This is a genomic window from Pseudomonas sp. 10S5 (assembly GCF_035019745.1).
Taxonomy (GTDB): Bacteria; Pseudomonadota; Gammaproteobacteria; order Pseudomonadales; family Pseudomonadaceae; genus Aquipseudomonas.
The window spans coordinates 178,572-201,433 of the sequence record NZ_JASJVL010000009.1; the positions used below are offsets into that span (position 1 = coordinate 178,572).

23 protein-coding genes are annotated in these 22,862 nt (G+C 53.9%); 6 read left to right on the plus strand and 17 right to left on the minus strand.

Annotation, left to right across the window (positions count from 1 at the left end; genetic code table 11):
* The first annotated feature begins 38 nt into the window (after window positions 1–38).
* Together QN378_RS12240 and QN378_RS12245 are read left to right on the plus strand one after the other, a co-directional pair.
* Window positions 39–944, plus strand: coding sequence for a flagellar protein MotY (locus tag QN378_RS12240; protein WP_322205158.1), 906 nt, complete (start codon window positions 39–41; stop codon window positions 942–944).
* 129 nt (window positions 945–1,073) lie between these two features.
* Window positions 1,074–2,291, plus strand: a complete 1,218-nt coding sequence (locus QN378_RS12245; RefSeq protein WP_322205157.1) for an argininosuccinate synthase — start codon at window positions 1,074–1,076, stop codon at window positions 2,289–2,291.
* A gap of 630 nt (window positions 2,292–2,921) precedes the next feature.
* On the opposite strand, the gene QN378_RS12250 is transcribed toward QN378_RS12245, so the two are convergent.
* A complete protein-coding gene (locus QN378_RS12250; protein ID WP_323550523.1) occupies window positions 2,922–3,476 on the minus strand; it encodes a hypothetical protein in 555 nt (184 codons plus the stop codon).
* 1,268 nt (window positions 3,477–4,744) lie between these two features.
* Here QN378_RS12250 and QN378_RS12255 point away from each other — a divergent pair.
* The gene (locus tag QN378_RS12255; RefSeq protein WP_322205155.1) at window positions 4,745–5,371 is read left to right on the plus strand and encodes a response regulator transcription factor; all 627 of its coding nucleotides are present in this window, start codon (window positions 4,745–4,747) and stop codon (window positions 5,369–5,371) included.
* Between the two features lie 125 nt (window positions 5,372–5,496).
* On the opposite strand, the gene QN378_RS12260 is transcribed toward QN378_RS12255, so the two are convergent.
* The 8 genes from QN378_RS12260 to metG form a co-directional block, all read right to left on the minus strand.
* Window positions 5,497–5,679: a PA3496 family putative envelope integrity protein gene (locus tag QN378_RS12260; protein WP_322205154.1), complete on the minus strand. Its 183-nt coding sequence runs from the start codon at window positions 5,677–5,679 to the stop codon at window positions 5,497–5,499.
* A 105-nt stretch (window positions 5,680–5,784) separates the two neighbouring features.
* On the minus strand, window positions 5,785–6,423 hold the full coding sequence (nth, locus tag QN378_RS12265; RefSeq protein ID WP_322205153.1) for an endonuclease III: 639 nt from the start codon (window positions 6,421–6,423) through the stop codon (window positions 5,785–5,787).
* Window positions 6,420–7,085 carry an Rnf-Nqr domain containing protein gene (locus tag QN378_RS12270; protein ID WP_322205152.1) on the minus strand — a complete coding sequence of 222 codons (666 nt, stop codon included), beginning with the start codon at window positions 7,083–7,085 and terminating at the stop codon, window positions 6,420–6,422. Before QN378_RS12270 ends, nth begins: the two co-directional genes overlap by 4 nt.
* Window positions 7,082–7,705, minus strand: coding sequence for an RnfABCDGE type electron transport complex subunit G (locus QN378_RS12275; protein ID WP_322205151.1), 624 nt, complete (start codon window positions 7,703–7,705; stop codon window positions 7,082–7,084). The genes QN378_RS12270 and QN378_RS12275 overlap by 4 nt, the downstream gene beginning before the upstream one ends.
* Complete coding sequence (locus QN378_RS12280) at window positions 7,702–8,739, minus strand: RnfABCDGE type electron transport complex subunit D (protein ID WP_322205150.1); 1,038 nt, start codon at window positions 8,737–8,739, stop codon at window positions 7,702–7,704. The genes QN378_RS12275 and QN378_RS12280 overlap by 4 nt, the downstream gene beginning before the upstream one ends.
* Complete coding sequence (gene rsxB, locus QN378_RS12285; protein ID WP_323550524.1) at window positions 8,726–9,592, minus strand: electron transport complex subunit RsxB; 867 nt, start codon at window positions 9,590–9,592, stop codon at window positions 8,726–8,728. The genes QN378_RS12280 and rsxB overlap by 14 nt, the downstream gene beginning before the upstream one ends.
* Window positions 9,589–10,176, minus strand: coding sequence for an electron transport complex protein RnfA (locus QN378_RS12290; RefSeq protein WP_323550525.1), 588 nt, complete (start codon window positions 10,174–10,176; stop codon window positions 9,589–9,591). The genes rsxB and QN378_RS12290 overlap by 4 nt, the downstream gene beginning before the upstream one ends.
* 126 nt (window positions 10,177–10,302) lie before the next feature.
* On the minus strand, window positions 10,303–12,345 hold the full coding sequence (metG, locus tag QN378_RS12295) for a methionine--tRNA ligase (RefSeq protein WP_322205147.1): 2,043 nt from the start codon (window positions 12,343–12,345) through the stop codon (window positions 10,303–10,305).
* Window positions 12,346–12,533: 188 nt separating this feature from the next.
* Between metG and apbC the strand changes: the two genes are divergently transcribed.
* The gene (apbC, locus tag QN378_RS12300; protein ID WP_322205146.1) at window positions 12,534–13,628 is read left to right on the plus strand and encodes an iron-sulfur cluster carrier protein ApbC; all 1,095 of its coding nucleotides are present in this window, start codon (window positions 12,534–12,536) and stop codon (window positions 13,626–13,628) included.
* Between the two features lie 163 nt (window positions 13,629–13,791).
* Here apbC and QN378_RS12305 read toward each other — a convergent pair whose 3' ends face one another.
* Window positions 13,792–14,001 (minus strand): cold-shock protein, encoded by a 210-nt coding sequence (locus QN378_RS12305; protein ID WP_002554837.1) that lies wholly within the window; start codon window positions 13,999–14,001, stop codon window positions 13,792–13,794.
* 320 nt (window positions 14,002–14,321) lie between these two features.
* On the opposite strand from QN378_RS12305, the gene dcd reads away from it, so the two are divergent.
* Both dcd and QN378_RS12315 read left to right on the plus strand, forming a co-directional pair.
* Entirely contained in the window at window positions 14,322–14,888 is a 567-nt protein-coding gene (gene dcd, locus QN378_RS12310) for a dCTP deaminase (protein ID WP_322205145.1), read from the plus strand.
* Between the two features lie 105 nt (window positions 14,889–14,993).
* Window positions 14,994–15,197: a hypothetical protein gene (locus QN378_RS12315; protein WP_322205144.1), complete on the plus strand. Its 204-nt coding sequence runs from the start codon at window positions 14,994–14,996 to the stop codon at window positions 15,195–15,197.
* Window positions 15,198–15,209: 12 nt separating this feature from the next.
* On the opposite strand, the gene pdeM is transcribed toward QN378_RS12315, so the two are convergent.
* The 7 genes from pdeM to QN378_RS12350 all read right to left on the minus strand — a co-directional run bounded on the left by pdeM (window position 15,210) and on the right by QN378_RS12350 (window position 22,737).
* Window positions 15,210–15,866, minus strand: a complete 657-nt coding sequence (gene pdeM, locus QN378_RS12320; protein WP_323550546.1) for a ligase-associated DNA damage response endonuclease PdeM — start codon at window positions 15,864–15,866, stop codon at window positions 15,210–15,212.
* Window positions 15,863–18,358, minus strand: coding sequence for a ligase-associated DNA damage response DEXH box helicase (locus QN378_RS12325; protein WP_323550547.1), 2,496 nt, complete (start codon window positions 18,356–18,358; stop codon window positions 15,863–15,865). The genes pdeM and QN378_RS12325 overlap by 4 nt, the downstream gene beginning before the upstream one ends.
* Before the next feature lie 174 nt (window positions 18,359–18,532).
* Window positions 18,533–19,297: an ABC transporter ATP-binding protein gene (locus QN378_RS12330; RefSeq protein WP_322205141.1), complete on the minus strand. Its 765-nt coding sequence runs from the start codon at window positions 19,295–19,297 to the stop codon at window positions 18,533–18,535.
* A gap of 13 nt (window positions 19,298–19,310) precedes the next feature.
* The gene (locus QN378_RS12335; RefSeq protein WP_322205140.1) at window positions 19,311–20,429 is read right to left on the minus strand and encodes a succinylglutamate desuccinylase/aspartoacylase family protein; all 1,119 of its coding nucleotides are present in this window, start codon (window positions 20,427–20,429) and stop codon (window positions 19,311–19,313) included.
* Between the two features lie 8 nt (window positions 20,430–20,437).
* Entirely contained in the window at window positions 20,438–21,148 is a 711-nt protein-coding gene (locus tag QN378_RS12340; RefSeq protein ID WP_322205139.1) for an ABC transporter permease, read from the minus strand.
* Window positions 21,145–21,873, minus strand: coding sequence for an ABC transporter permease (locus QN378_RS12345; RefSeq protein WP_322205138.1), 729 nt, complete (start codon window positions 21,871–21,873; stop codon window positions 21,145–21,147). Before QN378_RS12345 ends, QN378_RS12340 begins: the two co-directional genes overlap by 4 nt.
* A gap of 81 nt (window positions 21,874–21,954) precedes the next feature.
* Entirely contained in the window at window positions 21,955–22,737 is a 783-nt protein-coding gene (locus QN378_RS12350; protein ID WP_322205137.1) for a transporter substrate-binding domain-containing protein, read from the minus strand.
* Between the last annotated feature and the right edge of the window lie 125 nt (window positions 22,738–22,862).

Genomic DNA, 22,862 nt, shown 5'->3' on the forward strand with positions numbered 1-22,862 from the left:
ATAGCTAGACGTATGCAGTTCTTCTAGTGGAGCCTCCTGTGCGCCAGCGATATTTAGCCTTCCTCAGCGTGTTTGCCAGTTTGCCGGCGGTGGCCATCACTTTCCAGACTCGCTTGGAAAGTATCGAATGGAAAGTCGAAGGCGATAAATTTGAGTGCCGCCTGACCCAACCTATCACTGACTTCGGTGCGGGCGAATTCGTCCGTCGTGCGGGAGAGCAAGCCACATTCCGCCTGAAAGCAAATAGCGCGTCGCTGGGTTCAGGTTCGGCAACCCTATTGGCTGCGGCAGCGCCGTGGCAGCCCGGCCGCGGAGACGTCAACCTCGGCGCGGTCAGAATGAACAACAGCGCGATTCCATTTAACTCCTCGCAGGGACAAGCGGGAGGCCTGATTGCAGGGCTATTGGAAGGTCGCAGTCCGTTAATCCGCCGTCAGGGGCAGGAGGGAAACGTACTGGAAATTCGCTTGTTGCCCGTCCGGTTCGCTAAAGCGTTCAGCGATTATCAAGCCTGTACCGCTAAGTTGCTTTCGAAGAATTATGAGCAGGTCAAGCAAGCGCAAGTCAATTTTCCGCGCAGTGATGCCGATCTTGACGTCCAGGCGCGAGCTAAGCTGCAAGTCATTGCTGACTTCCTCAAGGCCGATCCGACGGTAAATCACATTGAGCTCGACGGCCATTCTGACAACAGTGGCAATCGACTGACCAATCGAGATATGTCACGGCGCAGGGCGCTGGCCGTGATGGACTTTTTTAAAGCCCAAGGCATTCCTGAAAAGCAGATCACTATGCGATTTCATGGCGAACGCTATCCCTTGGCACCTAACACTAACGCAGCCAATCGTTCGCGCAATCGACGAGTTAATGTTCAGTTGGAGCGGCTGCCGCCGGATGACAAAGCTCCGGCCGTGGTTGCAGCAGGATCTGCTGGCTCCGCGACGTAATCAGCTTCAATTAATGCCCTGCTCGACTTTAACTGTCGCTTGGTCGTCACAAGCTGTCGCGCCCCTGTAAAACCATCGGCTTGAGCGGTAGAATCCCTCGCTTTCCGTACAACCCGGTGGAGTGATGGCATGGCGGACGTAAACAAGGTAGTTCTCGCGTATTCCGGTGGCCTGGATACTTCGGTAATCCTAAAGTGGCTTCAGGACACGTATAACTGCGAGGTAGTGACATTCACCGCTGACTTGGGTCAAGGTGAAGAAGTCGAGCCGGCACGCGCCAAGGCACAAGCCATGGGCGTCAAAGAAATTTATATCGATGACCTGCGCGAAGAGTTTGTGCGCGATTTCGTGTTTCCAATGTTCCGCGCGAACACTGTCTACGAAGGCGAATACCTGCTGGGGACATCCATTGCGCGACCGCTGATCGCCAAGCGTCTGATTGAAATCGCTAACGAAACCGGTGCGGATGCGATTTCCCACGGCGCCACGGGCAAAGGCAACGATCAAGTTCGTTTCGAATTGGGTGCTTATGCGCTTAAACCAGGCGTTAAAGTCATCGCCCCTTGGCGTGAGTGGGACCTGCTGTCGCGGGAAAAACTCATGGATTACGCGGAGAAACACAACATCCCGATTGAGCGCCATGGAAAGAAGAAGTCGCCCTACTCGATGGATGCTAACTTGCTGCACATCTCCTATGAAGGCGGCGTGTTGGAAGACACTTGGACCGAGCACGAAGATGACATGTGGCGTTGGACCAAGTCTCCTGAGGACGCGCCGAACGTCGCCACATACCTTGAGCTGACTTACCGCAACGGCGACATCGTGGCGCTCGATGACGTGGAAATGTCGCCTGCGACCGTTCTGGCGACTCTGAACCGCATTGGCGGCGAAAATGGTATCGGTCGTTTGGACATCGTTGAAAATCGCTATGTGGGCATGAAGTCCCGTGGTTGCTACGAGACTCCAGGTGGCACGATTATGCTGCGCGCTCACCGTGCTATTGAATCAATCACCTTGGATCGCGAAGTGGCTCACCTCAAGGACGAACTGATGCCCAAGTACGCCAGCCTGATCTACACCGGCTATTGGTGGAGCCCTGAGCGTCTGATGTTGCAACAGATGATCGACGCGTCTCAGGCGCATGTGAATGGTGTAGTTCGTCTGAAGCTCTATAAAGGCAACGTTATCGTGACGGGCCGCAAGTCCGAGGAGTCGTTGTTCGACGCAACTATTGCAACGTTTGAAGAAGACGGCGGTGCCTATAACCAGGCGGACGCAGCTGGGTTCATCAAGCTGAACGCTCTACGTATGCGTATCGCGGCCAACAAAGGTCGCAAGTTGTTTTAACACCTACGCGACCTCCCCTCAGGCGTCTCTAAGCACGTGAGGGGAGGGCGTTTCGAGTATTGACTCAAATAAATAGCACTTCATTTGTACTTATTGAAATAAGCACAAAGGTATGATCATGTTTGAGAGTCTTGGAAAATGACTCGCCAAGGCGAGCATATCTACATTGTTCGCGAACTTGCTTCTGTGGCTGTTACTCCAATTAACTGCACCGGTCTTACGTTATCCAGCCTGCGCGTGTTGTCAGTATGCAGCGCGTTCATCAAGTGGATAAGATCATCGTTGACTATTTTAAAAATTTTTTTCATTAGTAAAGTCTGAGGGGTTATACAAAACCCTATCGTTAAGATTCAATGTCAAAAAAATAAAAAGTTAGCACTGACGGAAAGCAATCAGGAACCAAGCGTAGATCCTTTAATTGCGTTCATCCAAAAAAGGCAGCGCAGTGGCTGCTGACGCCTCTGACAGTGCTGTAAACAACGCTATAACCTTGACAGGGCTCATGCCTATGATTGAGCGTTGATCATGTTGAATGCTCATTAGCGAATAGGTGAGGGGCTAGACTCCGTAAGCGTAAATGTAAAGACGCGATAAACAGTGAGTTAAAGGTGCGCTTTATTACACCGTTCATCACTTGTCCAATAGCTCGTCGGGCGCTGCCTGTTCTTTGATTTGCTTGAATTCAAAACGATAGTCTCGACCGATTTTCCAGACTTGGCGGACGCTCAAATTCAGTTTTTGTGCAATCTCCATTGCGTTGTACCCTAGGCTAGAGTAATGCATCGCGTGGCCGGCCACCCTGTCGTCCACCGCCTCTGGATCTTGGAGTTCTTCACTCCTGGTGCCGCGAATAGGCCGACTATGAGAGATTTTAATCCCTTGTTCCCCTGCCATTCTACGGACGTCTCTTCTAGTCATCCGCAGTGAGTATTGCAATGAGCTAACTCCTGCACCCTTGGCTGCCAGGTTTTTTAATAATTCGACTTTTTTATATATCTCTTCTTCTGACTCGATGTGTGTGTTTTTTTGCGCCAATGGTTCTGCTGAAAATTCAGCAGTTTCTCCCAGTGGCACTACATGGATAATACCTCCTTGATGAATGTACTGTTCCACCGCCGTGTCCAAATCAAGTGTAGGCTTGGATTTTGACGGCATCGAGGAACGTGAGTCTTTTTTATTAGTCATGAACATGTACCTGTTTAAGTTTAGGGATGAGCGAATTCACTGGATAAAGTGCACGCAGCATCGACCCGCTCAGAGGCGATAATAGTGAATCTCTCGACTGGTCAAATTAACTGGGCGAGGTCTATTGGCTCAATTAAACCCGAGCAGAAGGCGATTTTCTGTCAGCAAGCGGCAAGTCAATAACGTATCAGAGGTTCTGATCAGCACTTGAAATTAAGTTGTTGAAGAGGCTGTCGATAAAAAGTAACGAGTGGTAATAGGATTTGCAAGTAAAAAAGATGGATTAAGTAAATTGTAGTGCGGTTGTCTTGAGTTTCTTACATGAAGCTAGTAAGTCTTCTTCATGTGTCGTAGTCCATTTCCTTTTTGTTCAGTTTAGGCTAGCTAGAATGTAGCGAATAGCATTAACTCATCGCCGGACGAGCCTGCAGCAGCCCTATTCAGCATCATTACTATTCGCCAATAAATAGATTGACGCGAGCAAGCGGGCAGAGTTTTTGATTTTTTAGTATTCGGCGTGTACTTTCTATAGATGCTTGATTGATCTTTTTAGCAATTTTTCAGCGGGTGGATGGTCCGTTTTTATCGGCTCTTTAACCGGAATGCGTTGTTTACGATGTAGGAAAAGTCGTATTGATAGGTAGGGATTCTCTTGTAGTTACCGAAAAGATTAATATAGCCACGTTTAAATGTATAGTTTGCGCTCTGGATGCGCAGAGGCTCGGATGGAATTAGTAATAATTCTCTGAACGTTATTCTGTGGTATGTCGGACGATCCGACTTATTCTTCGTGCAAGAGAGCGATCAGACCCTGAGTGTCTAATCGTGCCGATGTAGCGTCGGTCAGTTTTGATTCGGATACGATAAAATTGAGGCTGGAGTACTAAAAAAATCGGCCAATGGCCATGCGCTTGCCGTGCCTATGTTCTCAAGAGGAATCGCGGCTAGTGCGGAATAGTCTAAAGGGAGTTGCGGATATGCTTGACGGAACGATAAAAATTCTATTGGTTGAATCAGGAGGCAATGGGTCATCAAAACGGGCTGCAATCATTTCTTACGTTGTTGGAGTAAGTGGCGTTGGAGTAAATCAGCCGTCAGAAAATCAAAAAAACGTCATGCATATAGGGGTTTTTGTAGGGTATGTCTGTCGTCTTTGTAGGAAAGGTCTCTGTCTGTTGGTCCTCGGAGGGGTGCGCTATGCAAAGCACTAAACGACTAGGCTATTGTGCGGGCTCTGAAAAATCGAACAGCGAAAATTGGACTTGCTCATGAATAAAGTGCTGATCGTGGATGATCACCCCGTCATTAGACTTGCTGTACGCATGCTAATGGAGCGTCACGGCTATGAAGTCGTCGCGGAAACGGATAATGGCGTGGACGCCTTGCAACTTGCTCGCGAACATTTACCCGATATCGTCATTCTTGACATTGGAATACCAAAACTGGACGGTTTGGAGGTTATAGCCCGACTATCAGCAATGACGCTCCCCTTCAGAGTTTTAATACTGACCTCTCAGGCCCCAGGTCATTTTTCCATGCGATGTATGCAAGCGGGGGCAGCGGGATATGTCTGCAAGCAGCAGGATTTAACTGAATTGCTGAGTGCGATAAAGGCAGTACTATCGGGATACAGTTATTTCCCTAACCAGGCATTGCATACCGTGCGCTCCAGCATGGGGAATGCCAGTGAGGCAGATATGGTTGATCGGCTTTCTGGCCGGGAGATGATGGTTCTTCAGCAGTTGGCGTGTGGGAAGACCAACAAGGAAATCGCTGATGGGATGTTTCTAAGTAATAAAACAGTCAGTACGTACAAAACGCGTCTGTTACTAAAACTCAACGCTCACTCATTGGTTGACTTGATTGAGCTTGCTCAGCGCAACGGCTTGGTCTGACCCATTTCGAATGGGGGCAAATGATGAATAGCAAATTCTGGTCCCCCGCCATGTAAAGCTTCTCGAGGATGAGAGGCTTACGTGGCGTTCGTCGTGAGGTCGCAGCCAGCGGGTAGCCCTTTGCCTTACAGATCGAAGTCGTAATCGGCCAATCGCCGCCGCAAGCGTCGTTCCTCCAGCATATTGTCGATCGTGCGACGTTTGCTCAAATTGGTTTTTGCGCTTTCCACAGGTGGAGGTGTGTCATCGTCCGCTTCAACTGCGACGAAATCGTCATCCTCGTCCAGCTGCTCTTTGCCAGTGCTCATAAAGTGACTCCAGGCTTAGGCTGTCATTGGCGGACCTTATAGCGATAATTGTCGGCTGGGTAAAAAGGTTTTTTTCAATCGATTACCCCTGAACTTCACTATTACTCAATCGTCAGACGTTTTTTCTTTAAAATCGCACAAGTCTTCGATCCTGCAACTGCCACAGCGGGGCTTGCGAGCCTGGCACACATAGCGTCCGTGGAGGATCAGCCAGTGGTGGGCGTCGAGCAGGAAATCTTTAGGCACAAATTTCATTAGCTGCCTCTCTACTTCGACCACATTTTTGCCTGGGGCTATGCCCGTACGATTGCTTACCCGATAAATATGCGTGTCCACAGCCATGGTCAGCTGGCGAAATGCAGTATTGAGCACAACGTTCGCTGTTTTACGGCCTACGCCCGGCAACGCCTCTAGGGCTTCGCGCGTTTGCGGTACTTGGCTGCCATGCCGTTCCATTAGGAGGCGACACGTCTCGACGACGTTTTTCGCCTTAGCGTTGTAGAGACCAATGGTTTTTATGTATTCGCAAAGCCCGGCTACCCCTAGGTCGTAAATAGCTTGTGGGGTGTTGGCCACTTGATAAAGGCGTGCTGTTGCCTTGTTGACGCTGACATCTGTCGCTTGGGCCGAGAGAATCACGGAAATCAGTAGTTCAAATGCCGAGTTATACGCTAGCTCGGTTTTGGGTTCCGGAGTGTCCTCACGCAGGCGACGGAAAATTTCCAGGCGTTTTGCGGCGTTCATGGATGCAGCATTTCCTTGACTGTGGAGTGTTGATGGGTGTTCTCGTTATGGGTCGGTCGGCGACCAGCCCGTCGATCAGTCCGATAGTTGTTCGCGGCAAGAAGCAACCCGAGCAGAATAAATCCACCGGGGGTTAACAGAGCAAGATGCGCTCCCCCTGGCGCCACTCGGATTTCCCAGTGCGCCGCGCGGTTGCCAAATAACCATTGAGCCTGGCTGAACAGCGTGCCATTGCCCAGTAGTTCACGCAGCAGTGCAAGAGTCAGCATCAGTGCACAGAATCGAGCAACGAGTGTGCAGCTACGTCGCAAGTCCATTGCCTTGTGTGAGTGGTTGCTCAGTACGCAATAAATACTTACCAGTGGCAGATATATCCCCAATCCCTGATAAAGCGCCAATGCGCGCGCTTGTATCGCCAACTCAATGCAGCTGACTAGCAAAGCAGCCAGCAACGCGCTGGCGAGGAGTTCGGCGGCTGGCGTCAATAGGCGGCGTATTGGTTGCATCAGCACGGCGTGCGCACCAGCAACGACCCACAGCACCGTTAATAGCCCAACTGCGCGGGTAAGCGAGTCCGTAACGCCCAAAATAGGCGTCAGACTTAGAGGGCCGAGCAGGGCGTTACAGCGAGGGCGGTCGAAGTGTTGCGTAGGGTTATTCATGGGTGCCTACCTGAGGGGAGCGCCATCAGTTGCGCCCGGTAAGCGTCGAAGAAACGTAATGTGGTGCGTATTGCGCCAACGGTTGCCCTTGAGGTGATGGTCGCGCCAGCGATTTGATCAAACTCGCCGTTGTCTTTCTTTACCGACCATGCGGATTCGGGTGGATCGCCGAGCGACCGGCCGATAAATCGCTTCAGCCAAGCCGGCTCAGTCATAAGGCGAGCACCAATGCCGGGCGTTTCGTTGTGTTTGAGGGCTTTGACACCGAGCAGTTGACCCTCTATCGACACCGCGATCAGCAACTCGATGGGGCCCGAATAACCTTGAGCCTGGCTACGAAACAGCACCGCACTGGGCTTGCCCCCTCGTGTTGCAAGATAACCGGCAATCACCGCCTGGGTGTCTGCGGTGCGCTCAGGCAACGACAGTGGGTGCTGCATAGGTTGATTGTCGTAACTGAATGGAGGCATGACCGATAAAAATGCTTGAGATTGAGCCGCCTCTTGCGCTGCGCTGATTTGCAACGCAGCTCCGTGCTGCAGCGCAATCGTCAACCCCACACCAAGGCATGCGAGTAAGACGATAACTGACGCACTCAGCAATCTTGCTCTTATGGTCATGGGACGGCTCCGGTTTTTTCGGTCTCGCCACCGGGTTTTATTCGTTCCAGACGCTCCAACGCGGGAACGGCCAGATTCATGAGCAGCACTGCGAACGCGACCCCGTCGGGATAGCCACCCCATGTGCGGATCACGTACGTAATCAAACCTACTCCGCTGCCAAACAACAGCCTTGCCTGCGGGCTTTTGGGTCCGGACACGGGTTCTGTGACGATAAAAAATGCCCCGAGCATGCTAGCGCCGGTCAGCAGGTGGAACAGTGGCGACCCATGAGAATCGGAGCCTGAACCGTTCCAACACAGCAGGCTGATAACAAACAAGCTGCCCAGCATTCCTACAGGCGCATGCCATGTAAATACGCGTTGCCATAGCAGGAAGGCGCCGCCTGCGAGAAACGCCAGATTAAACCATTCGGCACCCCGCCCCCCGAATCGGCCGAACGACGGGTTGCCGGCGAACAGCTCGTCGACAGTAAGGCTTTTGTTGATCCGCAACGCATCAAGTGCTGTGGCTTGGGCCCATGCGTCGGGTGGCGGTGTCGAGCCCAGGTTCAAACCGAACGTCTGTTGCAGGCCGCCCAGTAAGTTTAGTCCGTGGGAGGAGGGCCAGTGGCTCATGTGTTGGGGAAAAGATACCAGCGCCATCGCGTAACCGAGCATGGCCGGGTTAAACGGATTTTTCCCTATTCCACCAAACAGATGCTTTCCGCACAGCAGGGCAAAACTAGTGGCCAGTAGCGTCAACCACCAAGGTAAATAAGGCGGCAGAGCAAGCACCAGGAGGGTTGCGCTTACCAGCGCGCTGCCATCGCTCAGGCTCGGCGTGAGCGGCAGTTGACGAAGCTTAAGTACCGCTGCTTCTACGACCAGCGCTGTGCTTATTGCCAGCAGCCAGTTAATAACTATCCCCCAGCCGTAAAACCAGACTAGCGCCAGCGCTCCGGGTAATGTCGCAAGCAATACCAGTGTCATGGTTTTTTGCAGGTTCGTGCCGACCTTCTCGACGGTGTGGGGCAAAGTCTCAGGCGTTGGCATGCGCGCTAACCTGGGGGTGTGCCTGCGCCGATGTTTCCAGAAGGTTCAAGGCCTGCTCGGCGGCTTCGAATTCGCGCTGCAACACCACGAGTTGCTCTTGTTGTTCACGGGTGGGCGGATGGCCAAAGGCTTTCAATGATTTATTCAATTGCGCGCGGCTCATCGCCATCATGATCTTGGCTTTTTTCAGTGCTTGATCAGCGACCGCCGCTTTCTGTGCGCGAATACGTTCAATGGCGCACAGCACTGGGTTCAGTGCTGTTTCTGGGGCTGCACTGACCTGAACGGCGCGCTGCAGGCGGGCCATGCGTTCTGCTTGCCGATGCTCCTCTTCGCGGTGTAGTCGATCATTACGTGCTTCAAAGCGGTGGCGGGCGCGATTGCGCTTCGCAAGTCGAGCGTGCTGTTGTTCATTGCTAACCGCCAGACCGCCCACGATAGCGACGACGCCGGACAGCGGCAGGGGATGCATCTCGATGCAGTCCACCGGACATGGCGCCACGCACAAGTCGCAACCGGTGCATTCATCAATAATTACGGTGTGCATCAGCTTTGCCGCGCCGAGGATGGCGTCCACCGGGCAGGCCTGAATACATTTGGTACAGCCGATGCATTCCGCTTCGCGAATGAATGCGATCTGTGGCGGCGCTGGGCCACGTTCAAGGTCCAGTTGCAAGGCCGGAACCTTTAGCAGTCGGGCGAGCTCGGCGACGGTTTCGTCGCCCCCGGGAGGGCATTTGTTAATCGCTTCGCCGCGTGCGATGCCTTCGGCGTAGGGTTTGCAACCTGGGTGGCCGCACTTGCCGCATTGCGTCTGTGGAAGCAGCGCGTCAATGGTTGGGATTAGGTTCATAGGTTGGTCAGCCCACTGAATCCAATAAAGGCCACGCCCATCAAGCCCGCGCTGATTAGCTGTATCGGTAAACCACGAAAAGGCAGCGGCACGTCTTGGGTTTGAATCCGCTGTTGAAGATCATGAAACAGGCTCAAAACCAACCAAAATCCCAGCCCGGAGCCGAGACTCAATGCCAGCGCGAAGAAAATACCCCTGTCAGGCAGCGTGGCTAACAGCGCTAACCCAAGAATGCCGGAGTTGCTTAGCAGTAGCGGCAACAGTCCGTCGAACGACACCTTGGGCAGTAATCGCGACAGCACGGATACGCAGGGCTTGATGACCATTACACTGATCGGCAAGAACACGAACAACCGCAAATAAGTCAGCTCCAGCGGCACCAGTACAGCGTGGTACAGCAGGTAACTGAGAAGCGTACTGCAAAACATCACCCACACTGTCGCCATTCCCAGCGCATGAAGTTGCAACCTGGTAACTCGGGGTTTGCGGCTGGCATTGAGTACTGGATTGACGCCCAGCGGCCACTGCAATACGACGTTATTGATCAGGGCGGCGCTGATGAGCGTGAGAATGAAATCGGTCATGGGTGTGCCGGGGTCAACGAACAGGCCAGAGGGTCTTTAAAGAAGATAGTCGCCAGCAAACTAGCATGGATAATTCTTGCGCGAAAAAGCCCACGAACAGCTATGTTCGTGGGCTTTGCGTCAGGGTTACTTGATTCGCTGACCCGGCTTGGCTCCGCTGTCCGGGCTGAGCAGGTAGATCTCTTCGCCGCCGGGACCAGCTGCCATTACCATGCCTTCGGATATACCAAAGCGCATTTTCCGTGGTTTGAGGTTGGCAATCATCATCGTGAGGCGCCCTTCCAATTCCGCTGGATTCGGGTAGGCGCTCTTGATTCCGGAGAAGACATTGCGCTGTTCGTCACCAATGTCCAAGGTCAAACGCAGCAGTTTGTCAGCGCCTTCAACGTGTTCAGCCTTGAGAATCAGGGCTACTCGAAGGTCTACAGCAGCGAATGCATCAAAATCGATTTCGGCAGCCAGCGGGTCTTTTATCAACTCCCCGTTGCCTTGCGGAACAATCAGGATTTCGGTGGCAGTCAGGTCTTCTTTCGAGGCGTCGCTCATGGCTTGTACTTTTACCGGATCGATGCGGGTCATCAGCGGCAGGAACGGGTTGAGCTGATGATTACTCAGCAGCGTCAGGTGATCGTCCCAGGTCAGCGGCGCGACGTTGAGGAATTTCTCTGCATCGGCAGCCAGCAGCGGTAGCACCGGCTTGAGGAAAATCACCAGTTGGCGGAACAGATTGATGCCCAAGGCGCAAACGGCCTGGACTTCATCTTGTTTGCCTTCTTGCTTGGCCAGTGACCACGGCGCTTTGTCGGCGATATAGGCATTGGCGCGATCAGCCAGCCCCATGATTTCGCGCATGGCTCGGGCAAAGTCCCGCGCTTCATACGCTTCGGCAATCCCCGGCGCGGCCGCGAGGAACGCGTCGGTCAGTTCTGGCGCGGCATTTCCTGCGACCATCACTCCAGCGTTGCCTTTGTGGATGAAACCGGCACAGCGACTGGCGATATTGACCACTTTACCGATCAGGTCCGAGTTGACCTTCTGTACGAAGTCCTCAAGGTTTAGATCCAGGTCATCAACGCCACGGCTGAGCTTGGCCGCATAGTAGTAACGCAGGTATTCCGGCGTCAGGTTATCCAGATACGTTCGCGCTTTAATAAATGTTCCGCGCGATTTCGACATTTTCTGACCGTTGACGGTTAGGTACCCGTGAACGTTGATCGCTGTTGGCTTACGCAACCCCGCGCCTTCGAGCATGGCCGGCCAGAACAGGGCGTGGAAGTTGACGATGTCCTTACCGATGAAATGGTACAGCTCAGTCGTGGAGTCCTTGGCCCAATAGGCGTCGAAGTCCAGATCAGGACGGCGTGCGCAAAGATTCTTGAAGCTGGCCATATAACCAATCGGCGCATCCAGCCAAACATAGAAATATTTGCCCGGCTCACCTGGAATCTCGAAGCCGAAATAGGGTGCGTCGCGGGAAATGTCCCACTGTTGCAGGCCTGCATCCAGCCATTCGGAAATTTTGTTCGCAACCGCCTCTTGTAGTGTGCCACTGCGGGTCCAGCTTTTCAGCATGGCGTCGAAGTCGGGCAGTTTGAAGAAAAAATGCTGCGACTCTTTCAAGACCGGCGTAGCACCTGAAATCGCCGATTTTGGATTTTTCAGGTCCGTTGGCGCATAGGTCGCACCGCATTTTTCGCAGTTGTCACCGTATTGATCTTCGGTGCCGCACTTCGGGCAGGTGCCTTTAATGAACCGGTCTGCCAGGAACATCAGCTTTTCAGGGTCGAAATACTGGGTGATCGAGCGCGTGGCGATGTGCCCAGCATCACGTAGTCGGGTATAGATCATGCTCGACAGCTCGCGGTTTTCATCCGAGTGCGTCGAGTGGAAATTATCGAAGTCCACCAGGAAGTCGGCAAAGTCGGCGCTGTGTTCAGCCTTTACGTTGGCGATCAGTTGCTCTGGGGTGATACCTTCTTTTTCAGCACGCAGCATGATAGCCGAGCCGTGAGCATCGTCCGCGCAGACGTATATGCACTGATTGCCGCGGTGCTTCTGAAAACGCACCCACATATCGGTCTGGATGTACTCAAGCATATGGCCAAGGTGGATTGAGCCATTAGCATAGGGCAGGGCGCTGGTGACGAGTATCTTGCGTGGCTCGGACATGGGGCTCGGCTACTTGAAGTGGAACGGAGGTCGGCCACTATAAAGGGCTGGGCGATATTTTTCACCCAGCGGACACAAATTGCTCGTCTTTACCGGGCGGCTCAGCATGCGGCGAAAGCATGCCGAGGTGCAGCATAAAGCGTAGGATAGCCGCCTGTTTTACTCAGTCATTACTATCGGGAGTAGCCATGAGCGCTGTTAATCGCGCAACGGTGGAAGCCGTTCTTCGCCAATATACCGACCCATATTTGAATCAGGATCCTGTCAGCGCAGGTTGTGTCAGCGCTATCGACATTCAGGGTGATCGCGTCAGTGTAAAACTTGAGTTAGGTTACGCCGCCGCTTTATTCCAGAAGGGTTGGGCGCAAATGCTGCAAATTGCGCTTGAGGGTCTCGACGGCGTGTCGTCAGCCAAGGTCGATGTCCGCTGTGTGATTTCAGCACACAAGGCCCAAGAACAAATACCGGCCCTGGCCAATGTGAAAAACATTGTGGCCGTGGCATCGGGTAAGGGTGGTGTGGGCAAATCCACTACAGCTGCCAATCTGGCGCTGGCGTTGTCTCGGGAAGGCGCTCGCGTCGGTATGCTTGACGCTGATATCTATGGCCCGAGTCAGGGTGTGATGTTCGGCATTGCTGAAGGTACGCGGCCCAAGATCAAGGATCAGAAGTGGTTTGTGCCCATCGAATCCCACGGGATACAGGTGATGTCCATGGCGTTTCTGACGGACGACAACACGCCGATGGTCTGGCGTGGCCCGATGGTTTCCGGTGCTTTGTTGCAGTTGATTACTCAGACTGCATGGGATGATCTGGATTACTTGGTCATCGATATGCCGCCAGGCACCGGTGATATTCAGCTGACGCTGGCGCAAAAAGTTCCGGTAGCAGGTGCCGTGATTGTCACTACACCGCAGGATCTAGCATTGCTAGATGCGAAGAAAGGCGTGGAGATGTTCCGCAAGGTCAACATTCCGGTGTTGGGCGTGGTTGAAAACATGGCAATTCACATTTGCTCTAGCTGCGGCCACGCAGAGCACTTGTTCGGTGAGGGCGGCGGCGAAAAGCTGGCCGCGCAATACGATGTCGAGTTATTGGCGTCGTTGCCGTTGTCCATGTTGATTCGCGAGCAGGCGGACGGCGGCAAGCCCACGGTCATCGCCGAGCCTGAAAGTCAGATCGCGATGGTTTACCAGGAGCTTGCGCGGCACGTAGGTGCGCGGATCGTCTTGCAAGAGGCTCGGTCACAAGCAATGCCGAGCATTACCGTGAGCGAAGATTGACTTCGAACAATGGAAAAACCGGTAGAAGCTGCCGAAGGCTGCGCGTCTTGATGATGATCGCAGCCTTCGGCAGCTCCTACCGGTCTTTACACCCGAGTAAATTTCAGGCGTAAAAAAACCTCGCTTTTAAGGGCGAGGTTCTTTTTAAGCGAATAAGTACAAGTTAGATAACTTGAACTTCTTCAGCTTGCATGCCTTTCTGACCGCGGGTAGCGATGAAAGAGACCTGCTGACCTTCTTTCAGGCTTTTGAAGCCGTCAGATTGGATTGCTTTGAAGTGAACGAACAGGTCGTCACCGGACTGTGGAGTGATGAAGCCGAAGCCTTTTTCATCGTTGAACCACTTAACGGTACCAGTTTGGCGATTAGACATGGTGTATCTCCTTGGACAAAGTTGACTGCGACTCAGGAAAAGCCCTGGCCGAGACTGAGTGCAAAGAGCAGGAAAAATTCTTGGAGATGGTTGGATCGAAATTCAACATCGTGTAGAGATTCTCAGTGACACAAGCAACACAGTGGCGCCACCTTAACGTGTTTTTCGGAACGTGCCAATGGTCTGATCACGATTATTTACTTTCGTGACTAATGAGCTATGGGAGACAGGCGGTTCAACCGCCAGAGTCTTTGAACCCAACGGTCCAGCCCGGTAAGATGCCGGACAGATTTTTCTAGCTCGCTATTCAGGACACCGCCATGAGTATCAAATCGGATAAATGGATTCGCCGCATGGCGCAAGAGCACGGCATGATCGAGCCGTTCGTAGAGCGTCAAGTACGGGGCGAAGGCGCCAACCGACTGATCTCCTACGGTGTATCGAGCTACGGTTACGACGTGCGCTGCGCTGCTGAGTTTAAGGTATTCACCAACATTAACTCGGCGACTGTAGACCCCAAGAATTTCGATGAAAAGAGCTTTGTCGACGTGACCAGCGATGTCTGCATCATCCCGCCAAACTCTTTTGCACTTGCGCGCACCGTCGAATACTTTCGCATTCCTCGCAATGTACTGACCATTTGTCTGGGAAAAAGTACTTATGCCCGCTGCGGAATCATTGTCAATGTGACGCCACTTGAGCCTGAGTGGGAAGGTCACGTGACTCTGGAATTTTCGAATACCACGACCCTGCCAGCGAAAATCTACGCAAACGAGGGAGTGGCACAGATGCTTTTTTTGGAATCCGACGAAGAGTGCGAAATCTCCTACAAAGACCGCGGCGGCAAATATCAGGGCCAGCGCGGCGTGACCTTGCCACGTACCTGATCACCACTGATCCGGCAGCGAGGGAATTAGTCTCCCGATCGGCACTCTATTGACTGAACTGTTTGGACCCGACGCCAACGAGCCATACTACTTTCAGGAGTGCCTATGAAAACGTATTTGAAGCCCATTGTTCCTCCGACGGACTCACATGACAATCATGTAGGGCTTCTTGCCTGGTCGCTTCTCGCATCTCCACAGCTCAACATGGTTGGCGGAATTCCTGGTCAGCCTGGCCCAGACACACCTCAGCCTACAGAACCCGGCGAGCCAACACTCCCGGATCAGCCGCCACCTGCGCCAGTCGCTTGATCTGCGGGCAGCTTATTGCGCGCGCCACACGGTCCCGTCGCCGACGATAAAAATACGGCTTCCCACTTCGGGATATATTTCCATGCCGCCTGTAAAGGCCCCGAAGGCAGGCAATAGCGCGAGTCGTTCCTTCAAGTAAAAACACGGCAAACGCAGGCTCTGTCGACCAATGCCATTTAGTCGATAAACCGGGTGGACGTGGCCAGCGAGCACAGTGTGAGTTTCGTGCTCATGAGGCTCATGTTGTAACGCGAACGGACCGAGCAACAAGGGTTCCGACACCACTTCAAATTGCCAATCGATAGGTGGGTCTCCAGCACGCAAATCGTGGTTTCCGCGAATGAGAATAACGCGCAAATTCTCATGGCGCTGCCGCCATTCTCGTAACGCTGCCAGCGTGGTTACCGCTCGTGAACCTGGTGCATGGAAGAAGTCACCCAAGAAAATCAGGCATTCACACGGGTAACATTTTAGAAGTACATCAAGGCGTTGCAGGTTGCTGTGTGTCGTGCCATGGGGCACCGGCTGCCCAAGTTTTCGATACGCCGCGGCTTTGCCGAAATGCGCATCGGCAATCATCAACACCCGCAAGGCCGGGTAATAGATAGCCTTTTCCGCCAGCAGCCACAGCTGCGCACCTGCCAGTTCTATAGAGTAATGGGGGGTCATGGATTTAACTCAGCCCCAGCGGCTTTTTCCAGATCGCGCACCATTCGGGCGATACGGTCAGCGAGTTTTTCCGAGGTGAGACTTTCACGAAAACGCTCTACCAATAGCGGAAAAGCCAGCGGGGTCGGGCGTTTGATCTGATGCACGTCCAGTGTGCGGTGATTGATTTGCTCCAATGAGCGTTCAAGCCGGTCGACATCCAGTTCCTGGCGCAAGACTTCCTCTTGGGCTTGGGTCAGCAACAAATTACTCGAGTCGTATTGCTTGAAGACCTCAAAAAACAACCCGCTGGATGCTTGTAATTGGCGCGCGCTTTTAGGTGCACCGGGATAGCCGGAGAACACTAGTCCAGCTATCCGGGCGATTTCCCGGAAACGCCGAAGGGCCAGTTCTCCGGCATTCAAGCTGGCAAGTATGTCTTCCAGCAGGTGGTCTTGACTGAACAAATCGGCCTTCAGCTCTTCAGCCCAGTTCACTTGTGTTGCACTGAGCAGTTCGAAACCATAATCATTGACGGCAATTGAAAACGTCAGCGGTCGATGGCGGCTCAAGCGCCAAGCCAGCAAACTCGCCAATCCCAGATGCACGTGGCGTCCGGCGAAAGGGTAGAGAAAAAGATGCCACCCCTCCCGGGACTTAAGTATCTCCGCCAACAACGTGTTTTGTCGGGGTAGGCCGGACCACTTTTGCTGCACTTGCAATAGCGGGCGCACGGCTTGCATTTCCGGGCTGCCGAACTCGCCTTTGGACGCTTCGTCGAATTGAGTGACCACCGCATCTGCCAACTCGCTGGACAAGGGCATTCGACCCCCGTTCCAGCGCGGTACGGCGGCTTTTTTACTGGTGGCACGGCGTACATAGGCGGTCATATTTTCTACCCGCACGAGCTCCAGCAGTCGACCACCGAACAAAAAGCCGTCCCCCGATTTCAAGCGTGCAATAAAGCCTTCCTCGACGGTGCCCAAGGCGCGGCCACCGCCACCTTTGCTCCAATACTTCACATTAATACTGGCATCGCTGACGATGGTACCGATGCTCATGCGATGGCGCCGGGCCAGGCGTGCGTCAGGTACGCGCCAAACGCCATGCTCGTCCGGTTCAGCGCGGCGGTAATCGGGGTAGGCGGTCAGGGAGTGGCCGCCATGCCGAACGAAAGCCAGCGCCCATTGCCATTGGTCCTCGGTAAGTTCGCGGTAAGCCCAGGCACTGCGCACTTCAATCAGCAACTCATCAGGGCGAAAACCACCTCCGAGGGCCATGCTCACCAAATGTTGAACCAGAACGTCCAGTGGCTTGTGGGGTGATTCCCGAGGTTCGATTCGCCTCGCGGCTACGGCACTGCGAGCCGCAGCGGCCTCCACCAATTCCAAGCTGTGGGTCGGCACCAAGGTTACACGCGACGGGCGCCCAGGCGCATGGCCCGAACGTCCGGCACGCTGCATTAAGCGCGCAACACCTTTGGCCGAGCCGATCTGCAGAACCCGTTCCACCGGCAGAAAGTCCACCCCCAGATCCAGACTGGAGGTGCACACCACGGCTTTGAGGTGGCCTTCCTTGAGGCTCATCTCAACCCAGTCGCGCACTTCCCGAGCCAGAGATCCATGATGCAACGCGATCAGCCCCGCCCAATCAGGGCGAGCCTCAAGCAGCGCCTGATACCAGATCTCTGATTGCGCACGGGTGTTGGTAAACAACAGACAAGTTGCGCTGCTGTCTACTTCGGCAACCACCTGCGGCAGCATGCTTAATCCCATGTGTCCCGCCCAGGGAAAGCGTTCAATGGACAGCGGCAGTAACGTGTCAACGCGCAAGTCTTTGGCGACGTTGCCTTGCACGCTGATTCCGGTCTCGCCTAGCAACGCCTGCTGTGCATGAACTTGATTACCTAGTGTTGCCGAAACACCCCACACGATCAGTTGTGGATTCCAGCGCCGGAGTCGCGCCAGCGCCAGTTGCACTTGCACGCCGCGCTTGTTGCCAATCAGTTCGTGCCATTCATCTACTACCACCATGCGCAATGTGGACAGCGTAGCGCGGGCGTCTTCGCGGGTCAGCAGCAGGGTCAAGCTTTCTGGCGTCGTGATCAGTGCACTGGGCAGTCGACGCGCTTGCTTGGCGCGTTCACTGCCGCTGGTGTCACCGGTGCGCAGGCCGACACTCCAGGGAATGTTCAAATCCAGCAGCGGCGCTTGCAGGGCGCGGGCAGTGTCGGCGGCGAGGGCGCGCATCGGTGTGATCCACAGCACACTCAAGGGCGCCGCAGGCGGTTTGCGCTTGCTCGGCTTATCGGCAGTGAGTGGCATCGCGGCGTTTGCGAAGCGGTTCAGCGCAGCAAACCACACCGCATAGGTTTTACCCGCGCCGGTACTAGCATGCAGCAAACCCGATTCACCGCGTTTAACCGCTGCCCACACTTCTTTTTGAAACGCAAAAGGTGTCCAGCCGCGAGCAGAGAACCATCGTCGAGCGAAGTCGCTGGGAGTTTTGCTCATGCCGCGCTGAATGCTCTGAATGGCTTAATTCAGAGACAGCGAGGATTGGGGATTAGTTTTGTGCCTGGAAGGCCGATAAACCGCTTTGCGAATGAATTCGGTCTCACAGGGAATCGATATTTGCCTGTGGGACCGAATTCATTCGGGAATGTCGCGACGCGGTATCAGCTGCTGTTACTTCAAATTTCCACTCAAAAACTGGCGCAGTCGATCACTTTGCGGGTTGCCCAAGACTTCGTCCGGGTGTCCTTGTTCTTCCACCAAACCCTGGTGCAGGAACATCACCTGATTGGATACTTTGCGCGCAAAGCTCATTTCGTGGGTCACCATGATCATGGTTCGGCCTTCTTCAGCCAGGCCCTGAATCACTTTGAGCACTTCGCCCACCAGCTCCGGGTCCAGCGCCGAGGTGGGTTCGTCGAACAGCATCACCTCGGGTTCCATCGCCAATGCCCGTGCAATCGCGACGCGCTGTTGTTGGCCACCAGAAAGGAAAGCGGGGTATTGCTCGGCGACGCGAGCCGGCAGCCCCACTTTGTCGAGGTACTTGCGCGCACGTTCTTCAGCGTCGCGTTTGCTGACGCCCAGTACACGACGCGGGGCCATGGCGACGTTTTCCAATACGGTCATGTGGCTCCACAAATTAAAATGCTGGAACACCATCGCCAGCCGTGTGCGGATGCGCTGCAATTCAGCCGGGTCGGCGACGCGCATGCCATGCCGGTCGCAGACCATGCGAATTTGTTGGCCGTCCAGGCTCATGGCGCCATCGTTCGGCGTTTCGAGAAAGTTGATGCAGCGCAAGAACGTGCTTTTACCCGACCCGCTGGCGCCGATAAGGCTGATAACATCGCCGGTATTGGCCTTGAGGGATACGCCTTTGAGCACTTCGTTATCGCCGTAGCTTTTGTGCAGGCTATCAATGGTCAGTTTGTACATTGCCGTGCGGTCCTTAAGGAGAGAGCAGGTAACCGCTACGGTAGGCTTCGGTGCCTGCAACGTGAGCGATGACCATGCCGGCGGTTGCCATGCGGCGCACTGAGCGCGCATACAACAAACCGGGATTAAGAGTGTGGATCGGCGTTACCAGATCGGTGATCGGATCTATGATTTCAGCAATGAGCTGCCCGGCTACCAGGTATTCACCGGGCAACGCACAAAACACCAGCAAGCCGCCCACCGCCGTTTCCACCGGTTCAACGGCTGCTAGCGGCGTTGCCGGATACAGCAACTCCGGCAACGGTGTAGGTTCCCCGGCAATCACGCCCAAGTGCATGAGGTAATTGATCAGTGCCTGACAATCGCGACTGGCCAGCGCGTGACTGACATCACACTGACCACGAAGCTCTAGGGTCACCGAAAAACTGCCCATCGGAATTTCGAAGCGCCCATCGAAGCGCTGTTGCAACTGCCACCAGAGCAGCGTGAAACATTCATCGAACGACTGACCGCCAGAGTCGGTGGCCAACAGACTGGCCTGAGCGCCGAGATAGCGCGACAGCGGTTCGACCAGCGACCAGGCTTCGGGGGTGGTGTAAAGATGTTCCACGGCTTCGAAATCGCAATGCAGGTCCAGCACCATGTCAGCGTCACACGCCAGCGTTTGCAGGATCAGCCGCTGCGACTGCAACTGAGTGCCGGGCACCTGCGCGACCAATGCCGCGCGTAGGCTGGCGCGGATTAGTTCAAGATTTCGCTGTGGATTATCACCGAGCAGGGCTTCGACGTCGTCCCCGACCTGTTGACTAAGGTCGAGGAATCGACGGTTAAAATTGTGCCCACTTTCCAGTTCATAGCGGCCCAGCGGGATGTCCATTAGCACCTGTTCAAGGCCAATGGGATTAGCCACCGGGACCAAAACGATTTCGCCCAGCAGCCTTCCGGCCCTTTCCAGTTCGGCCAGTCGCTGTTTTAAATGCCAGGCCACCAACATGCCGGGCAATTCGTCCGCGTGCAGCGAGGCCTGAATATAGACTTTGCGACCCGCATTTTCTGGGCCGTAATAAAAGCTGTGAATCTGCCGCGCGGTTCCCGGCAGGGGGGCTAGCACATTGTGGGCTTGATGGCGCATAAAGTGTCCTAATGAGCCGGGCCGAGAAAGGCCAGCCAGCGGCGTTCAGCCAACCGGAACAGGCCAACCAAGGCAAAAGTAACCGTCAAATAGATCAGTGCGGCGATACCGAAAGATTGAAACGTCATGAATGTAGCTGAGTTGGCGTCTCTGGCGACCTTGAGAATATCCGGAACGGTGGCGGTAAATGCGACGGTGGTCGAATGCAGCATCAAGATCACTTCATTGCTGTAGAACGGCAGTGAGCGTCGCAGTGCCGACGGCATGATGACGTAGGCATAAAGCTTCCAGCCGGTGAGCCCGAACGCCTTGGCCGCTTCGACTTCGCCATGGGCCATGCTTCGGATCGACCCGGCAAAAATTTCGGTGGTGTAAGCACAGGTGTTTAACGCAAACGCGAGAATCGTACAGTTCATGGCGTCGCGGAAAAAGGCATCAAGCAACGGTTGTGCGCGAATCGCCGCAATGCTGTAGATGCCGGTGTAGCAAATTAGCAGTTGGATATAAAGCGGGGTTCCACGAAACAGGTAGGTGTAGAACTGTACTGGCAAGCGAATCCAGAACTTAGGCGAAACCCTGGCGATAGAGAGTGGGATCGACACTACAAAGCCAATGGCGATTGAGGCGCTAAGCAGCCACATGGTCATCGCCAGACCGGTGATGTGTTGACCATCGCTATAAAGGAAGGGCCGCCAATATTCTTGAAGAAGTTCAATCATCGTTGTGCCTCCCGGCTACCAGCGGCATAACGTCGTTCAGCCCAGCGCAAGACAATGTTGGAAACGCTGGTAATCAGTAAGTAGATCAACGCCGCCACCACCAGAAAGTAGAAAAGCTCGTAGGTGCTTTTGCCTGCGTCTTGGGAGGCCTTGACCAGGTCGGCCAGGCCGATGATTGAGACCAGGGCAGTGGCCTTGAGGATCACCATCCAATTGTTACCGATGCCCGGCAATGCGAAACGCATCATTTGCGGAAATACCACAAGGCGAAATCGCTGGGCACGGGTCAAGCCATACGCAGTGGCGGCTTCAATCTGGCCGCGAGGCACAGATAGAATGGCGCCGCGGAAGGTTTCGGTGAAATAAGCTCCGTAGATAAACCCCAGGGTGATTACCCCAGCGGCGAACGGATCGATTTCGATGTAGTCCCAGTCCATTATTTCAGTGAAGCTGGTCAGCCAGGTTTGCAGGCTGTAGAAAATCAGCAGCATCAGCACCAGGTCGGGCACGCCGCGGATCAAGGTGGTGTAAATCTGCGCTGGAATGCGCAGCGCACGCAAACTGGACAATTTGCAGCTGGCGCCGATCAAGCCGAGGATAACGGCGACCAACAGCGACAAAATTCCTAATTGGATGGTCATCCACGTCCCTTGAAGCAGCAGGGGCCCAAAGCCTTTCAAGCTGAGGGCAGATAAACCAAGGTATTGCAGCCATTCGTCGAGCATGAATCAAGCCTTTTACGGTCAAAAAAACGCCCATCGAAACGGGTGACGGTACTCACCTGAAGTCGATGGGCGTTGGGATGTTTATTTACCGCTATACAGGTTCAGATCGCCAAAGTGTTTTTTCTGGATTTCTTCGTATTTACCGTCAGCGTGTAACGCTTTGATACCTTTATCCAACAGTGCTTTGAGGTCTTTGTTACCTTTCGAGATACCAACTGCCGTTTTTGCTGGCAACAGTGGATCTGTGATTGGCTTGGAAACTTCAAAACCAGCACCTCCTGGCGATTTCAAAAAGCCCAGCTCGGCTTGCAGCATGTCTTGTACCGAAGCATCAAGACGACCCGAAGTCAGGTCAGCGTAAACCTGATCCTGGTTGGCGTAAGCCTTGGTGGTCACACCTGCTTTGTCCAAAACGGCTTTGGCATAGGCCTCCTGAATCGTGCCTTGCTCATAACCAACCGTTTTGCCTTTCAGGGTTGCCGGGTCGGAAGTGACGCCAGAACCTTTCTTGAAAACCAACGACGTTGGACCGGAAAACAGTTCGCTTGAGAAGTCGATAACCTTCTCACGAGCCTCTGTAACGGTCATCGACGAGATAACACCGTCGAATTTATTGGCTTTCAAGCCAGGGATCATGCCGTCGAAATCGCTTTCAACCCATTTGCATTTCACTTTCAGCTCGGCGCAAATCGCATTGCCCAGATCGATATCGAAGCCTACCAGGCTGCCATCGGCTGCTTTTGATTCGAAAGGTGCATAAGAAGGATCGACGCCGAAGCGCAATTCCTTGTATTCCTTGGCCATTGCACTGCCAGCGGCCAGACAAATAGCCAATGCGGAAAGGGTCAGCCATGCTTTTTTCATTGATCAGTCCTTAAAACCAAAATGAGCGTTGGGAACACGCGGATCTCTTGCTACCGGCAAGCGCCAGACGGTAAGAAGATAGCAATATTTGAACCAAAGAGACGAACGTGCGTTTTAAATGTACA

What these genes read in the sequence shown, in the direction of transcription:
- QN378_RS12245 (WP_322205157.1), top strand. Translation starts at nt 1,074, where the DNA reads ATGGCGGACGTAAACAAGGTAGTTCTCGCGTATTCCGGTGGCCTGGAT.
- QN378_RS12250 (WP_323550523.1), bottom strand. Translation starts at nt 3,476, where the DNA reads ATGACTAATAAAAAAGACTCACGTTCCTCGATGCCGTCAAAATCCAAG.
- QN378_RS12255 (WP_322205155.1), top strand. Translation starts at nt 4,745, where the DNA reads ATGAATAAAGTGCTGATCGTGGATGATCACCCCGTCATTAGACTTGCT.
- QN378_RS12260 (WP_322205154.1), bottom strand. Translation starts at nt 5,679, where the DNA reads ATGAGCACTGGCAAAGAGCAGCTGGACGAGGATGACGATTTCGTCGCA.
- nth (WP_322205153.1), bottom strand. Translation starts at nt 6,423, where the DNA reads ATGAACGCCGCAAAACGCCTGGAAATTTTCCGTCGCCTGCGTGAGGAC.
- QN378_RS12270 (WP_322205152.1), bottom strand. Translation starts at nt 7,085, where the DNA reads ATGAATAACCCTACGCAACACTTCGACCGCCCTCGCTGTAACGCCCTG.
- QN378_RS12275 (WP_322205151.1), bottom strand. Translation starts at nt 7,705, where the DNA reads ATGACCATAAGAGCAAGATTGCTGAGTGCGTCAGTTATCGTCTTACTC.
- QN378_RS12280 (WP_322205150.1), bottom strand. Translation starts at nt 8,739, where the DNA reads ATGCCAACGCCTGAGACTTTGCCCCACACCGTCGAGAAGGTCGGCACG.
- rsxB (WP_323550524.1), bottom strand. Translation starts at nt 9,592, where the DNA reads ATGAACCTAATCCCAACCATTGACGCGCTGCTTCCACAGACGCAATGC.
- QN378_RS12290 (WP_323550525.1), bottom strand. Translation starts at nt 10,176, where the DNA reads ATGACCGATTTCATTCTCACGCTCATCAGCGCCGCCCTGATCAATAAC.
- metG (WP_322205147.1), bottom strand. Translation starts at nt 12,345, where the DNA reads ATGTCCGAGCCACGCAAGATACTCGTCACCAGCGCCCTGCCCTATGCT.
- apbC (WP_322205146.1), top strand. Translation starts at nt 12,534, where the DNA reads ATGAGCGCTGTTAATCGCGCAACGGTGGAAGCCGTTCTTCGCCAATAT.
- QN378_RS12305 (WP_002554837.1), bottom strand. Translation starts at nt 14,001, where the DNA reads ATGTCTAATCGCCAAACTGGTACCGTTAAGTGGTTCAACGATGAAAAA.
- dcd (WP_322205145.1), top strand. Translation starts at nt 14,322, where the DNA reads ATGAGTATCAAATCGGATAAATGGATTCGCCGCATGGCGCAAGAGCAC.
- QN378_RS12315 (WP_322205144.1), top strand. Translation starts at nt 14,994, where the DNA reads ATGAAAACGTATTTGAAGCCCATTGTTCCTCCGACGGACTCACATGAC.
- pdeM (WP_323550546.1), bottom strand. Translation starts at nt 15,866, where the DNA reads ATGACCCCCCATTACTCTATAGAACTGGCAGGTGCGCAGCTGTGGCTG.
- QN378_RS12325 (WP_323550547.1), bottom strand. Translation starts at nt 18,358, where the DNA reads ATGAGCAAAACTCCCAGCGACTTCGCTCGACGATGGTTCTCTGCTCGC.
- QN378_RS12330 (WP_322205141.1), bottom strand. Translation starts at nt 19,297, where the DNA reads ATGTACAAACTGACCATTGATAGCCTGCACAAAAGCTACGGCGATAAC.
- QN378_RS12335 (WP_322205140.1), bottom strand. Translation starts at nt 20,429, where the DNA reads ATGCGCCATCAAGCCCACAATGTGCTAGCCCCCCTGCCGGGAACCGCG.
- QN378_RS12340 (WP_322205139.1), bottom strand. Translation starts at nt 21,148, where the DNA reads ATGATTGAACTTCTTCAAGAATATTGGCGGCCCTTCCTTTATAGCGAT.
- QN378_RS12345 (WP_322205138.1), bottom strand. Translation starts at nt 21,873, where the DNA reads ATGCTCGACGAATGGCTGCAATACCTTGGTTTATCTGCCCTCAGCTTG.
- QN378_RS12350 (WP_322205137.1), bottom strand. Translation starts at nt 22,737, where the DNA reads ATGAAAAAAGCATGGCTGACCCTTTCCGCATTGGCTATTTGTCTGGCC.